This window comes from Chryseobacterium sp. CS3K3.1 (assembly GCF_059515165.1).
The window spans coordinates 282354-296860 of the sequence record NZ_JCAKRV010000003.1; the positions used below are offsets into that span (position 1 = coordinate 282354).

Here is a 14507-nt window from a genome sequence, read left to right on the forward strand (position 1 = left end):
TCAGAAAAGTTTTGATTTTTCAGCACTGTTGAATTCTACAATCTTTCCGCTTTGCATGGTCATATTTTCCAGCTCGCTGAACATGGAAATTTCACCTGCAATTTCATTGGAGGTTTCAGATTGTCTTTTGAATTCTTTTTCAATCATTTCCGTTCTGGTATCGGAAGTTTCCGTAATATCTCCCGAAGCCGTAAGTTTCATATCTTTTCCTGCGATGGAAACAATATTATCGTTTGCGGTACTGGTAATACTTGCTCCTGCGCCTATAGAAATTTCTTTTCCTGCAGTGATGTTGATATTATCACCCGCATTCAACGTAAAATTTTTAGGGGCTTTCATACTGATATTTCCCTGTCCGTCCATAAAATAAGTGTTCCCGCTTGGATCAAGGATCGTTACACTTCCTTCTTCATCATTCATCAGGATCCTGATTCCGCTTCTGGTTTGAATAGACTTAAGGTGATTGTTTACGCCACCTCCCAACGCTACTCCACCATGGAACATTCCTCCCATTACGAAAGGTCTGTCCGGATGGCTGTGCACAAAATTAACCATTACCTGATCTCCCACTTCCGGAATAGCTACGTATCCACGGTTTTGGGTAATCTGATCTGTTCCTCCGGCATCAGGGCTCATCATACGGATAAAGTGAGTGGTGTCATTGGTCTGCCAGTCGAATCTTACCTGTATTCTTCCCTGTCCTTCAGGATCTGTATTGGAAATTACTGTGGCTGTCTGTGGCTCGGCCTTCGGAATGGTGTATTCCGGCTTTGGAAGAAACCCTGTATCTGCCGCTATTCCTACAAAGCTTCCTTTATAATGACCGATGGTGTCAATTTCATGTTCTGATTCCGTAATCATGATTCTGGTGAAATAAGAGGTTTCATTGGAATCCTGTTTACGCATCTGGACGTCTGCTACGCACCCCGGGTGAAGGAAAGGAACCGTTGTATTTCCTGAAACGGAAAAAACATTCACCGCCTCACTTCCTGAAGCGCTTTTCTGCGAATACTCCACATCCAGGTGTGTGGCAGCTTTGATAGGAGCAATCTGTAAAGCCGGTGTTTTATAAATAGTTTCGTTATGGCTGTATGCTGTTTTTGCAAGATCACTCACATGTTTGATGGGTGTAGACCCAGAAGTCAGCTTTTCATTTTTATTACTGTTATAACCGTAAAATTGTGGTTTGGTGTGTACCGCTTTCAGCTCAACTTTAATTTCATTGGCGCTGCTTCCGTAAGTAAGGGTAATAGGTTTATTCTGAGCCGGCAGTTTTCCGAAATGTAAAACTTCACCATCGTAGTAGAATTGTTCACCGTATGCTTCGGCCATTCTTGCCAGATAGTTATAATGGGTTTCATCATACTGGCTGCTATAGATGATCTGAGAGAAATTATTGGCATCTACCCTGATATCAAAACGGCTTTTATCAATTCCCTGTTTGATCACTTCTTCTGCAATAATTCCGATATTAACCGGCTGGCTTCCTCCAAAACTCTGGATGTGCAGTGCTCCGTCAAGAAGGATGGTCGGACTGTAACCTGTAAGTACAATATTTCCCAGACTCATATGCTCCTGACTGAATCCTACTCCGGTAATCACTCCCACAAAAGTTCGTTCCGGACTGTTATCTATATCTTTATAGGAAATAACCGCCGTAAGTCTTTTTCCGAGAAATTTGTTAGCTTCCTCCAGTGAGTGGGTCTGTCTGTCTCCCAGGGTATCGTGTGCCAGTGTCAGTGTAAATTCGTGATGTCGTCTGGTACTTTGTTTAAGCTTGAAATGCTTGTAGTACTTGATAATTTTCCCTTCTATGACAAGAGAAAGCTTTACCAGACGGTTGATACCTGTGTGATGGTTTTCGGAAATACCATCTGCATTCTGCGTCGGACGAAAAGACGCCGCTTGTGAGTTTCCAGGTGTATTTGACATATTTTTAGTGATTTGATTTGTTTTTTAAACGATTATTCAACAGAAAGAGAGTTTAAAAATTAAAAACAAAAATCCTGTAGAATATAGTCCTAGGTAAAAAAAGACCGTCTTGTAAGGACAGTCTTTTATTTCTGGCTCATGAAAGACTTAGCTCATCGGCCAAAGTCCGTCATAAGATGAGTTTCCATATGTGATGCTTTCAGCACTTACTACAAAGCTGATCAGCATATTATTGCTATCAATGGCATCAAAGTCTACTTCATGCTGGATAACATATCCGTTTTCCCATTTCAGAGAGATCAATGTTCCCTCTTCGTGAGATTTATTAAAGTTGATTTCCCCGCTAGTTGGCTTGTATTTACTGTTTAATAAACTTTCTAAAACATCAGATTTTTCTGTTGCTTCAATTGTTACTTTGATCAATGCGTTTGACGGGTCAGAGGCTACACGTCCTGAAACATCTGTAGATCTTGACACACTATAGTTAAGCTTTAACAACTTCTGACCTTCACCTCCATTGAATTTTAAGATTCCTCTTGAATTTCCTGCCATATTCTTAAATTTTAATCATTAACGAGATCCCTGCTATAGGATTTATAAAACAAAGATAAAGGTCATGTTCTAATTTAAAAAGTTTTTAAGGCACTGTTTCATAAATTGTAGTAGTTCTACGACATTTTAAAATTCTACACAACAAAACAATACAGGAATTTTAATCTAATAAATTATATTTTTTATTAAAATTTTTCTACATAACACCAAAGAAGATCAAAACACAAAAACAACTAATAATCAAACGGTTACTGTTGATTCTAATAGTTAACAGTGTTTGTACATATACCCGATGACCATAATAATCAGGTTAACGACCACCATAATCATTAAAATTTTACTGTATTTTCTTTTTCTATCGATAAAACTTACCCCAAGGATCAAAAAGAATAACAATAAAGTGTATACAGCCGGATACATTTGAAACGCTTCCGAAAACTTTCCTTCAAATACCAACAGGATTGCTCTCTGAGCACCACATCCCAGACATTCTACCCCAAGGAATTTTTTACTGGGGCAGGTAAGCATGAAATCATCAATATTCATTCCTGTGGTTTTACAGATTATTGGGGTAATTAAGAAGAGATTTTGGCTCTGGTATACTGATGCGGAAAAAAGCAGTCTTCTTTCATTTCAAAAGATCCCTGAACAGCAATATAAGGATTTCTCAGAATCTCCCTTGCTACAAAGATAAGATCAGCATCCCCTTTCTGAAGGATTTCTTCGGCTTGTTCTACCCTGGTAATCAATCCTACCGCTCCTGTCTTCACTTCAGCCTCATTTCTCACCTGCGAAGAAAAAGGAACCTGATAACCATCGAAAACCGGAATTTTAGCTCCATGAATATTTCCACCGCTGGATACATCTACAAGGTCTACGGAATGCTCTTTTAAAATTTTTGCCAGCGCTACACTACTCTGAATATCCCAGCCATTCTCAGCATATTCCGTTCCTGAAATTCTGACGAAAAGGGCAGTATTTTCGTCCAGTTCTTCATTAACAGCATCTACAATTTCGATCAGAAATCTGATTCTGTTTTCAAAGCTTCCTCCATATTCATCCGTTCGGATATTGGAAAGCGGCGACAGAAACTGATGGATCAAATATCCGTGAGCTCCATGAATTTCGATGATATCAAACCCTGCTTTTACAGCTCTTCGGGCAGCTTTTTTAAAATTCTGAACAATCTCCTTTACCTCATCTGTACTCAGTACATGCGGAATTCTTTCCGTAGGGTGATAAGGAATGGGACTTGGTGCCACCGTTTCCCAACCTTCTTCCACAGGAATCTGTATATTATTCCATGTTGATCCTTTTCTTCCGGCATGAGCCAGCTGGATTCCTATTTTACTTTCTGAATTTTTGTGTACAAATTCTACAATTCTTTGCAGTTTCGCTGCCTGTTCATCATTCCAGATTCCCATGCAGTGATTGGTAATTCTTCCTTTGGGTTCTACTCCTGTAGCTTCTACCATCAAAAGACCGGTACCGCCCTGCGATCTGCTTCCGTAGTGTACAAAATGGAAGTCGTTAGCCTCTCCGTTTTCACATGAATACATACACATGGGTGACATTACCCATCTGTTTTTCAACTCTATATTTCTGAATTTTATCGGTGTGTATAACATTTTTAAACATTAAAAAATTGAACTTTTCAGGGGAAGAATAAATATTGCCCACTTCATTAAAAAGAACTAATTTTACCCCCCTTTTTTAGTTGACAATATATGAAAAAAGACATACAGATCGGTTACGAATATTTTAAAAATAGCAGTGAGCTGAGCGATATAGAAAAACAATTATTTGAAAGAGCCAAAGAGGCTCGTGAGAATGCTTATGCACCTTATTCTCAATTTTTGGTAGGATGTTCCGTATTACTGGAAAACGGAGAAATCTATTCCGGGAACAATCAGGAGAATGCAGCCTATCCTTCAGGATTGTGTGCAGAAAGAACGACTGTTTTTTGGGTAGCAGCCAACTTTCCGGATGTGAAAATAAAAAAGATCTTTGTAGTAGGAGGTCCGAAAGAGTTTCATGAGAAAAACCCACCAATTCCTCCATGTGGAGCATGCCGCCAGAGTTTAATTGAGTATGAAACCAAGCAGAATGAAAATATAGACCTTTATTTTTCAAGTATGAATGAGGAGGTTGTAAAAGTGCATGCCGTGAAAGATCTGCTTCCTTTTTATTTTGATTCGACGTTTTTGTAACTAAAGCGAGATAGCAAATTGACCAAAAGATGAGATTTTTAACTAAAGTAAACTTGATATTTTAAACCCTGTCCAAGTTTGAAGCTTTTACAGGCTGTGAAGCAAAAAGTTCACATCGGCTCATCCTGAATAAACGTTACAGTGAAATAAAATAAGAAACCTAACAGGTTTTGGAAACCTGTTAGGTTTGATTCTGTTAGGTTTGGATAAGGATTCTAATACTCTAGAATAAGGATCAGCATAAAAAAGGCTGTCTCCTGTATTGGGACAACCTTTATTTTTTATTCTTCTTCAGATTCTACATCATCATCTTCGTCTTCGTACTGCTCAAGATAGTAGCTAAAACTAAATTCTTCAACTTCTTCTTCCGCATCTTCCAGAGTAGTCAGCAGGTCTTCGAAAATCTCAAGCTGATCTACAGTCATGTTGACGAATTCTAAATGGAGCGGCATTTCCAGACTACCGGTGATGGTATCAAAAAGGGCATCAAGATTATCCCCAAAATGCTCAGGAAGCTGAATTTTCTCCTTGAGCTGGGCGTAAAAATCTTCATAATCACCTATGTCTGTAAAATCTATATATACTGTCTTCATATTGAATTAAATTTCCAATTTTTATTAATTAAAAAAGTCTTGCATTTTTTGCAGAAATCCGTTTCTTCATTGGTAGGATTCTTACCTTCTGCATCTCTCATAAAACACATTTTTTCCGGGCAATGTGGCAGCCCTTGTGTATGGCCCAGCTCATGAATGGCTATTTTGTAAAACTGCTCATCCCGGTTTTCTTTACTCAGTCTGAAACTTGAAGCCACGCAAGCTTTTCCTGGTCTATACCCCAACCCCATGATTCCAAAGTCTCTGATCTTTCCTCTGGTAGCACTGATATCCTTCGCTGTCAGACCAATTGTGACAAAACCTTCTTTTGTTTCTTTATTCAAAAACTTAATGATTGAATCGGCTCTATATCGGTTTCTCTCTTTATAATAAGTATTTTCAGGAAATTCTATCGCATCCAGAACTTTTACATTCGGGTATACATTTCTTATTCCTTCGGCTACTTTTGCTACAGTTTCATCATTAATATCCTTAAATGGCTGTATAAGTATTGTTATGGTTGGTTTTACTGCTTTTTCCGCTGCCTTGTCTTTCTTTTCTGAACATGAGTATGCCAGAATCAAAAGAATGGGAAGGTAAAAAAAGCTATAATTTTTCAAAATTAAGATTTATAATAATTACAATCAAATTATATATTGGTCATTGCTTTTCAAAGCTCTTATAATGGTTTTTGGTAAGATACACATCACCATTCCGGGTATAGATGATACGGTCTGCATTTCTTCCGCCGCAATGATAGTTTACATCTGCTTCAAAGTACTTTTCTCCATCCGGCAAACGTCCTTCCCTGTTTCTGAATTGATCTCCGCCAATAGCTTTTCCGGGAAGTACATCACAAAGATTTCCTTTAGAAGGGTTCCAGCCTTGTTTCCTTGCTTCATTTTTAGTGATATAATAATCCGGCAGCTTATGGTTTTGTTTCACATAGCTGATCACCGTTTTCTCCTCTGTAAGCTGATCTATAGAAACCTGAGCAGATGAATTCCCCTCCGAAGAAGTACTGCCATAACTCACCGTTTCCTTTTTTGCAGAACCTGACTGATCTTTTTTATCTTCAATAAAGTTCCTGTAGACATACATCACAGACATTCCGAAGAGAAGCCCCAGACATATAAAAAATACAGATCTTATTTTACCGTTCATCGCTATGATTTAATGTAATATTATTTTTATGCTCTCCACTCTTCAGGAATATCACAAACAGGAATTGGATCCATTTTATGTTTCGCAGCTTTATGCATTCTGTCGAAGATCAGGAACACTTCCTTATCTCTCCCTTCGTAATCTTCAGCCGTTTTCGTTCCGTATTCTTTCTGGATTTTTTCCAGTTCCGGATAACTTGCACCAATCTGCTGCTCATCTGTTCTTTCCGTATCCCAAAGCCCGTCTGTAGGAATAGCCTCCTGAATACTTTTGATAAGATTTAATCCCTTGGCCAATTCATATACTTCAGTTTTATAAAGATCAGCAATCGGAGAAACATCTACCCCACCATCACCATATTTTGTATAGAAACCAATTCCAAAATCTTCTACTTTATTTCCTGTTCCACAAACAAGAAGCCCGTTCAGCTGTCCGTAATAATAAAGTGTAAGCATTCTGAGACGCGCTCTTGTGTTGGCAAAAGTCAAATTCTCATTAGCATATACCTCATCATTTACATGGAAGGTTTTATAGATCTCTTCAAAGGCCGGGGTCAGATTTACAGATATTGTTTCTACATTGGGAAATCTGGATTTAAGATCATTCATATGATCCTGTGCACGATCTACCTGATCAGCTTTCTGACGGATCGGCATTCCGATCAGCAGTGTTTTCATGCCTGTCATTGCTGCTAAAGTAGAAACTACTCCGGAATCTACTCCTCCGGAAACTCCGATTACATATCCGTTTACTTTAGCATTTGTAGCATAATCCTTTAACCAGCTTACAATACGATCTATTACTTTTTGTGTCTGCATTGTTTATATTTTTTAGTCTATTCCAAATTCATGAGGGTATTTTACCACTCCTTTTCTATCTTTTAATCCGTCTTTTACCAATTCTACAGCCATTCCGTTTTCTTCCGGAATATCAAATGGAAAAGAAACTCCAAAATTACTTGTTTTTTTGTAACCAAAGCGCGGATAATATTTTTCATGTCCGATAAGGATTACAGATTTATATCCCAATTCTTTGGCAATTCGATGTCCCTCAAGAATCAGTTTCGTTCCGATTCCCTGATTCTGAAACTCAGGTTTTACGGAAACAGGTGCCAGTGCAAGGGATTCAAACGATTTTTCTTCGTTGACAATTTTAATTTTAGTAAACAGAATATGTCCTGCAATTCTACCATTTTCATCTTCAGCCACCAATGATAATTCGGGGATAAAAGCGTCAGATTTTCTCAATTTTTCTACCAGAAACTGTTCCTGATGATCACTGTGTTCCATTTCACTGAAAGCTTCTTCCGTAAGCTGAAAGACCTGTTGATGATCTTTTTTTTCTTCCTGCCGTATTGTTATCATTTTTTACTGTATTTTTCACGCTTCAGTTCGTACCAGAAACAGATTCCGTCGGGTTCTTCAAACTCGCCGGTTTTTTCAAAACCTAATTTTCTTAGAATATGATTGGAAGCATCATGTTCAGAATGGGCATAGGCATAAATGACTTCTGCATTTAAATCATTAAAACCATACTCCAGAGAAGCTTTTCCGGATTCCACAGCATATCCTTTTCCCCATGATTCCGGCAGAAAACGATATCCCAGTTCCAGCACATTTTTATAACCATTGGTTTCATGGGTAAGCAGTTTCAAGCCGCTCCATCCTATCAGAAGTCCGCTCTCTTTTTCTACCACTCCAAGCCTTCCTACTCCATTCTCCTCATACTGTTTCTGAATCATGCTGATGACCTTTTTTGATTCATTGATATCCGTCAAAACCGGTACACCAATGTATTTCATAACTTCAGGATTGGAATCCAGCAAAAATATGCGTTCAAAATCTTCATCTTCGAGTTTTCTTAAAATCAGTCGTTCTGTTTCTATCATCATAATTATTAGTTTATTCTTCAGCTCCAAAAATGGTTACGTTAGTTTTAGCCCCCTTCTTTATATCTGTTTCTCTTATCTTATTTCCCATTATATTAAGGGTTTGTAAAGCCGGGTTGCCGGAAATATCAATTTTCTGAAGCTTGTTATGTTCTACATTCAGCTTTCTTAATACTTTAAACTGAAGCAGATTTATTGTTTTTAATTGATTTAAAGATAATGTTAATTGATCAATTTTGGGAATCTCCGTCAGCGAAATACTTTCCAACAAATTATTATCGAGATATAATGAACTTAAATTTTTAAGATTTTCGGCTTTGAATGAAGAAATTTTGCATCCCGTACATGAAAACAATTCAAGCTGAGACAGATTGTTTACGGCAATATCGGGAATTATATTATCGTCCAGGATAACCATTTTTACATTTTTGAAAAATGGCAGATCTTCTACAGAAGTAATTCCTTTCTGAACCAGGAACAGATTGGTAACCCTACCTGCTTCCGGAGATTCAAGTATTCCGTTTTTATTCAGATCAAAATTTTCCAGTACTGCTTTTTCAAAGTTTTTATCTTTAAATTCAAGGTTTTGCCCGCAGAAAAAAGAAAGCCCGGAAATAAGGCAACCCGCTGTAAATATTTTAATTTTCATCATGAATTGTGTATTTAATCCTTATTTTTGTAAACTTAAATTCCATGTAAAAATAATGAAGATTTTTAGATATATTGCGCTTTCTTCCGTTTTAGCTGCAGGGCTTGTTTCCTGCAAAAAAGAACCTGAAAATCAATGGAAGGTCGAAGTTAAACAAACTGCCGAAAAAGTTGACATTACAGATATTTCCAAAGAATTCTACAATCCGAATATTCCACTGGATCAGTTTAAAACTCAATTCCCATGGTTTCAGGGGAGTGTTTCTGATGCTGATTTCGAAAAAAGAAGAGCAGATGCTGAAGAGATAAAAATCTACAAGGAAGCTATCGGGAAAATAGATCAGGCAAAGCTGCAAAATGAACTTCAGAGCTTATTTGCTCATATCAAATATTACTTTCCCCAATTTAAAAATCCAAAAGTATATCTGTTCTCATCTGCTCTACAGATGGTACAGGACCCTATATTTTATGATGAAAAAGGCAATCTGTTATTCATAGATGTAACCGGTTTTATGGGTGATGGAAATCCTAATTACAAAGGACTGGAACTATATTTCCAAAAATCAATGAATCCGCAGAATATTGTTCCTAAGGTATCACAGTTGTTTGCAGAAAATATTGTAACGGAATCTCCTGATCATCAGAAATTCATTGATCAGATTATTCTGAACGGAAAAGTAATGATTCTTCAGGATGCTTTTCTTCCGGATACTCCCGATTATCTGAAAATGAATTATACTCAAAAGCAGTATGAATGGGCAACCAGTAATGAGGCGAATATCTGGAATTATTTTGTAGAAAGTAATCTGATCTTCGGAGATGATCCGAGACTGGGAGAACGTTTTATTTCACCAGGCCCATTCTCGAAGTTTTATACAGAAATTGACAATGAATCTTCACCACAAATCGGGATTTTTACAGGCTGGCAGATCTGTAAAGCATACTTTAAGGAAAAACCCGAAACAAAATTAACGGAGTTCCTGAAAATGGATGCTACCACAATTTTTAATCAATCCGGTTATAAACCGAAGCTTAAATAATAGAAATTTTAGAATTAGAAAAAATAGAAAAATGAGAAAGACTCAGATTACGATAGATGTAGAGCTTGATGAAAATCACGTACCGGAAAATATTACATGGAACGCTCAGGATGGCGGTATTGAAAAACAAGATACCAAGGCAACCATGATTTCTGTATGGGATGATAAAACAAGAGAAGCGCTAAGAATTGATCTTTGGACCAAAGAAATGCCTGTAGACCAGATGAAGATGTTTATCCACCAGATTTTAATATCTTTAGGAAATACGTATCAGAGAGCAACCGGAGAAGAAGATGTAGCACAATGGATGGAGGAAATTGCAGAAGAATTTGCGGTAAAATCTGCTATTAAGTAAAAAAATATAACTGCGGTAAGCTGCAGGCAGTAAGCGGTAAGCTTTTTGTATTCAGCTAGAGCAAATTTTAATAAAACAATCCGCTTAAGCAATATACTTTATTGTTTAATGCTAAGCCTAAAGCAAAAAATTATGAATTTTAATACAAAAGTAATTCACGGAGGGCAGCACCACGAGTCTGCAACAGGTTCTGTAAATGTACCTGTATTTTTAACCTCTACGTTTGCACAGAAAAGCCCGGGAGTACACTCCGGATATGAATATTCAAGAGCTGCCAACCCTACAAGACAGGCATTGGAAGATTCTTTGGCAAGCATTGAAAACGGAGCGAGAGGTCTGGCTTTCGGTTCCGGTCTTGCAGCCATCGACTGTGTTTTGAAATTATTAAACCCAGGTGATGAAGTGATTGCTGTAGATGACCTTTACGGAGGCACTTACAGAATGTTCACGAGACTTTTCGAAAAATATCAGCTGAAATTCACATTCGTGAATTTTGACGATGTTTCTAAAATTGCCGATGTCATTACAGATAAAACAAAACTGATCTGGGTAGAAACTCCTACGAATCCTTTGATGAAATTAGTAGATATCAAAGCAGTAGTAGAAATTGCAAAAGGGAAAGATATTCTGGTGGCAGTAGACAATACTTTTGCTACGCCTTATATCCAGAGACCTATTGATTTGGGAGCTGACATTGTAATGCACTCCGCAACGAAATATTTAGGAGGCCATTCTGATGTGATTGCAGGAGCTCTTATTGCTAAAGATGCCGAACTGGGAGAAAAACTTCACTTTATTCAGTTTGCAAGCGGTGGTATTTTAGGTCCTCACGATTCTTATCTTGTATTGAGAGGAATTAAAACACTGGCCTTAAGAATGCAGAGACATTCGGACAATGGTCTTGCTGTAGCGAAGTATCTTGAGAAACATCCAGCTGTGGATAAGGTAATTTATCCGGGATTGGAATCTCACCCACAGTATGAACTGGCAAAATCCCAGATGAAGGAATCAGGGGGAATGGTTTCATTCACTTTTAAATCCGGTAAGAAAGAAGATGCTGTCAAATTCTTAGAAAAAGTAAGAGTATTTACGCTTGCGGAATCTTTAGGAGGCGTAGAATCTTTGGCTAACCATCCTGCATTGATGACTCACGCTTCAATCCCGGCAGAAAAACGTGCTGAACTGGGAATCACGGACGACCTTGTACGTTTAAGCGTAGGTATTGAAGATGCAGAAGATCTTATTGCAGATCTTGAGAAAGCTTTTTCTTAACATACAATACATTAAATGGGAAGGGTTTTGATAATCCTTCTCATTTATTATAACACCAACTGATATTATGAAAAACTCAAGGAAAGCAACTATTTCCGACTTACCACAACTCGCAGAATTATTTGATCAGTACAGGATATTTTATCACAAAGAATCAGATATTCCTGCTGCCACAACCTTTCTTCAGGCAAGACTTGAAAACAAAGATTCAGAAATTTTTGTTACGGAAGAAAATGGTAACCTGACAGGTTTTGTACAGCTATATCCTATATTTTCATCTACAAGAATGCAGCGTTACTGGCTGCTGAACGACCTGTACGTAAATGAAAGCCACAGAGGAAAAGGATACTCTAAAGAATTAATTGAAAAATCCAAGGAACATTGCCGCTCTTCAAAAGCCTGTGGTATTCTTTTAGAAACAGGAAAAAGTAATGACATCGGAAATCAACTCTATCCATCCTGTGGATTTGAACTGTATGACTCCGTGAATTTCTACGAGTGGACGAATCATGAGTAATGAGTAATTGATACATTACACTCACCATCCCGAATCTCAAAACCCCGAATCCCGAATCCCGTAACCCAAACAAAAAATAATATGACCGACTTTCAAAAATACATCCAAAGATATTTAGATCAGATTCCATCAGGAAACTGGATCAACGAGCTGCAGATATCAGCAGACAAAACCATCGGAATTTATTCCAACCTTACCGAAGAACAATCCAATTTTGCTTATGCAGAAGGAAAATGGACTTTAAAAGAACTTCTACTCCATTTATCTGATACAGAAAGAGTCTTCCAATACAGAATATTAGCTTTTGCGAGAGGAGAAAAAAACAATCTTCCCGGATTTGATGAAAATGAATATGCAGAAAATTCTTTTGCAGGTGAAAGAACCCTTGAATCTCTTCTGGAAGAATACAAACTGGTGAGAAAATCTTCACAGATTTTATTAGAAACTCTTCAACCTTCTGCTCTACAAAACACAGGGACAGCCAATGGCCATGAAATTTCTGTAGAAACTATCGGAAAACTGATAATAGGTCACAATTATCACCACCTGAATATTATTGAGGAAAGGTATTTATAGAAATTGGGATGGATGTAAGAAAACGAATTCCCCTTGCCAGCCTGTTAATTTTCATAATTTCTTTTTGTTTTACAGCTTTTAAAGTTGAAGATATGGGAGAGATTAAAGATTATAAATCATTTGAAACTTTTCTTATAGGTCCGATTAGCTTTTTAGGCGGGGGCTTATTTGAATTTCTGGTATGGACAGCTAATATTTGGTTCTTTATTGCAGTGGTATTCTGTTATAAAAAATATTTTTTAATTTCTATGATATTGGCTGCAATAGCTTTTTTAATTGCAGGAACATTTTTTTTCTGGAAGGAAATTCTGGCTGCAGAAAATGGAAGAATGGGAAGAATATACAGCTTGGAAACAGGTTATTTTTTGTGGATAGTTTCTATTGCATTTTTAATAGCTGGCTCATTATATTTATCCATAAAATCTAAATTTATCAATCATAAATTCTCATCCTGATGTCCAATGAGATCTCTAAAAAATTTAAGAATCACAGAAAGTATTCAAACTGAAAAATTAGTTTTTGAAGAAAGTTCATACGATAAGTTTGATACGATCTCAATCTATTTTGGATTTTCTGCATTGGCAGGAGCTTCTCTGCTGTTATTAAAAGAAGTAGATTTTTCTCTTAATAACAGCTTCGAGTGTGCAATTCTTATAAGTTTATTCGTCTGTAGCGTATATGTGCTGTATTGTAAATACACCGAAAAACATTTGAAAGAAATTAAGTTTGAAATTTCTAAAGAAGAAGCTAAAAGCAGAATCATTGAGTATGGAAAAAAACATCATTACATAATTTCAAAGATTTCTGGTAATCTGATTTTCCTTAATGAACCGACAGATCTCTACAGTTTGGGTAAAGATTATGAACAGACAACCATTGTATTTTTTAAAAACAATATGATTCTTTATACTTTAATTAAAGAAGGTGCAAAATCAAATTTCCCTTTTTTGATTTCACAACATCTTACCAAAAGAGATTTCAAAAAAATACTACATCCTGATTATATTGAGCCTATTAAGCGTACAACTTATTTTAATTCATTTTTTCATGGATTATAATCCTTCCGTCTTGTCATAATAATCAAACTGACAAACCATATTTACACCTTATTTTTTTGTCCAAAATTTACAGATTTTCTACCTTTATCCACTCTTTGAACTCATATACAATTATGGAGCATATTATCGAAATATTAAAATCGGGCGGAACAATTCTTTACCCTACTGATACTATCTGGGGAATTGGCTGTGATGCCACCAATATAGAAGCGGTCAATAAAATTTTTGACATTAAAAAGCGCGAAAAAAACAAATCCATGATCATCCTTGTAGAGTCAGAAAAAAGACTTCAGGACCTTGTAGACGTTCCTGAGATGGCATGGGAAATTATTGATCTTAGTGAGAAACCGGTAACCATTGTTTATGAAAACCCAAGAGGTTTACCTAAAGAACTTCTTGCTGAGGATGGAAGTATCGGAATTCGTCTTGTAAAAAATGATTTCTGTAAAAAACTGATAACAAAGCTGAACAGACCTCTGGTATCTACCTCTGCCAATTTCAGTGGCGAAAAAAGTCCATTGAAATTCTCTGATATTTCTGAGGAGATGATCAGCCTTGTAGATTATGCAGTGGAAGAAGACAGAGAAAAAGTTTCAAAATACTCAGGTTCTTCGGTGATCAAAATATGGAATGACAACAGAATAAAAGTTCTTCGGGAATAAGAATTCTGAACTTTTATGTTTACTTTTTAGAGTCTTGTCA

Annotated in this window: 20 protein-coding genes; 9 read left to right on the forward strand and 11 right to left on the reverse strand. The window is 36.9% G+C overall.

Annotated elements, in window-relative coordinates:
* The 4 genes from AC5YGI_RS05140 to namA form a co-directional block, all read right to left on the reverse strand.
* Positions 1–1932, reverse strand: coding sequence for a type VI secretion system Vgr family protein (locus AC5YGI_RS05140; protein WP_496167699.1), 1932 nt, complete (start codon positions 1930–1932; stop codon positions 1–3).
* A gap of 147 nt (positions 1933–2079) precedes the next feature.
* Positions 2080–2484, reverse strand: a complete 405-nt coding sequence (tssD, locus tag AC5YGI_RS05145) for a type VI secretion system tube protein TssD (RefSeq protein ID WP_002977458.1) — start codon at positions 2482–2484, stop codon at positions 2080–2082.
* 267 nt (positions 2485–2751) lie between these two features.
* On the reverse strand, positions 2752–3030 hold the full coding sequence (locus AC5YGI_RS05150; RefSeq protein ID WP_110011373.1) for a DUF2752 domain-containing protein: 279 nt from the start codon (positions 3028–3030) through the stop codon (positions 2752–2754).
* A gap of 29 nt (positions 3031–3059) precedes the next feature.
* Positions 3060–4112, reverse strand: a complete 1053-nt coding sequence (gene namA, locus AC5YGI_RS05155; RefSeq protein WP_496167702.1) for an NADPH dehydrogenase NamA — start codon at positions 4110–4112, stop codon at positions 3060–3062.
* A gap of 99 nt (positions 4113–4211) precedes the next feature.
* Between namA and AC5YGI_RS05160 the strand changes: the two genes are divergently transcribed.
* On the forward strand, positions 4212–4694 hold the full coding sequence (locus tag AC5YGI_RS05160) for a cytidine deaminase (RefSeq protein WP_110011371.1): 483 nt from the start codon (positions 4212–4214) through the stop codon (positions 4692–4694).
* A gap of 281 nt (positions 4695–4975) precedes the next feature.
* Here the strand turns inward: AC5YGI_RS05160 and AC5YGI_RS05165 are convergent, their stop codons facing one another.
* From AC5YGI_RS05165 to AC5YGI_RS05195, 7 genes are read right to left on the reverse strand one after another with little or no spacing between them, the layout of a single operon-like run.
* The gene (locus tag AC5YGI_RS05165) at positions 4976–5287 is read right to left on the reverse strand and encodes a barstar family protein (RefSeq protein ID WP_202838866.1); all 312 of its coding nucleotides are present in this window, start codon (positions 5285–5287) and stop codon (positions 4976–4978) included.
* Positions 5284–5907 carry a Zn-dependent protease gene (locus AC5YGI_RS05170; protein WP_330747338.1) on the reverse strand — a complete coding sequence of 208 codons (624 nt, stop codon included), beginning with the start codon at positions 5905–5907 and terminating at the stop codon, positions 5284–5286. Before AC5YGI_RS05170 ends, AC5YGI_RS05165 begins: the two co-directional genes overlap by 4 nt.
* 40 nt (positions 5908–5947) lie before the next feature.
* Positions 5948–6451 carry a ribonuclease domain-containing protein gene (locus tag AC5YGI_RS05175; RefSeq protein ID WP_330747339.1) on the reverse strand — a complete coding sequence of 168 codons (504 nt, stop codon included), beginning with the start codon at positions 6449–6451 and terminating at the stop codon, positions 5948–5950.
* A 26-nt stretch (positions 6452–6477) separates the two neighbouring features.
* On the reverse strand, positions 6478–7269 hold the full coding sequence (nadE, locus tag AC5YGI_RS05180) for an NAD(+) synthase (RefSeq protein ID WP_330747340.1): 792 nt from the start codon (positions 7267–7269) through the stop codon (positions 6478–6480).
* Positions 7270–7281: 12 nt separating this feature from the next.
* Complete coding sequence (locus AC5YGI_RS05185; protein WP_330747341.1) at positions 7282–7815, reverse strand: GNAT family N-acetyltransferase; 534 nt, start codon at positions 7813–7815, stop codon at positions 7282–7284.
* On the reverse strand, positions 7812–8342 hold the full coding sequence (locus tag AC5YGI_RS05190; protein WP_330747342.1) for a GNAT family N-acetyltransferase: 531 nt from the start codon (positions 8340–8342) through the stop codon (positions 7812–7814). Before AC5YGI_RS05190 ends, AC5YGI_RS05185 begins: the two co-directional genes overlap by 4 nt.
* A 10-nt stretch (positions 8343–8352) precedes the next feature.
* The gene (locus AC5YGI_RS05195) at positions 8353–8991 is read right to left on the reverse strand and encodes a leucine-rich repeat domain-containing protein (RefSeq protein ID WP_330747343.1); all 639 of its coding nucleotides are present in this window, start codon (positions 8989–8991) and stop codon (positions 8353–8355) included.
* A 52-nt stretch (positions 8992–9043) separates the two neighbouring features.
* On the opposite strand from AC5YGI_RS05195, the gene gldB reads away from it, so the two are divergent.
* From gldB to AC5YGI_RS05235, 8 genes are all read left to right on the forward strand, one after another.
* The gene (gldB, locus tag AC5YGI_RS05200) at positions 9044–10027 is read left to right on the forward strand and encodes a gliding motility lipoprotein GldB (protein ID WP_330747344.1); all 984 of its coding nucleotides are present in this window, start codon (positions 9044–9046) and stop codon (positions 10025–10027) included.
* Between the two features lie 31 nt (positions 10028–10058).
* The gene (gene gldC / locus AC5YGI_RS05205; protein WP_002977443.1) at positions 10059–10382 is read left to right on the forward strand and encodes a gliding motility protein GldC; all 324 of its coding nucleotides are present in this window, start codon (positions 10059–10061) and stop codon (positions 10380–10382) included.
* A gap of 132 nt (positions 10383–10514) precedes the next feature.
* Positions 10515–11654: a cystathionine gamma-synthase gene (locus AC5YGI_RS05210; protein ID WP_330747345.1), complete on the forward strand. Its 1140-nt coding sequence runs from the start codon at positions 10515–10517 to the stop codon at positions 11652–11654.
* Between the two features lie 67 nt (positions 11655–11721).
* Positions 11722–12171: a GNAT family N-acetyltransferase gene (locus AC5YGI_RS05215; RefSeq protein ID WP_330747346.1), complete on the forward strand. Its 450-nt coding sequence runs from the start codon at positions 11722–11724 to the stop codon at positions 12169–12171.
* Positions 12172–12252: 81 nt separating this feature from the next.
* Positions 12253–12747, forward strand: a complete 495-nt coding sequence (locus AC5YGI_RS05220) for a DinB family protein (protein ID WP_496167704.1) — start codon at positions 12253–12255, stop codon at positions 12745–12747.
* Positions 12748–12755: 8 nt separating this feature from the next.
* Positions 12756–13202: a hypothetical protein gene (locus tag AC5YGI_RS05225; RefSeq protein WP_496167705.1), complete on the forward strand. Its 447-nt coding sequence runs from the start codon at positions 12756–12758 to the stop codon at positions 13200–13202.
* 6 nt (positions 13203–13208) lie between these two features.
* Entirely contained in the window at positions 13209–13805 is a 597-nt protein-coding gene (locus AC5YGI_RS05230; RefSeq protein ID WP_496167706.1) for a hypothetical protein, read from the forward strand.
* 113 nt (positions 13806–13918) lie between these two features.
* Positions 13919–14467 carry an L-threonylcarbamoyladenylate synthase gene (locus tag AC5YGI_RS05235; protein WP_047378653.1) on the forward strand — a complete coding sequence of 183 codons (549 nt, stop codon included), beginning with the start codon at positions 13919–13921 and terminating at the stop codon, positions 14465–14467.
* Positions 14468–14507: the final 40 nt, after the last annotated feature.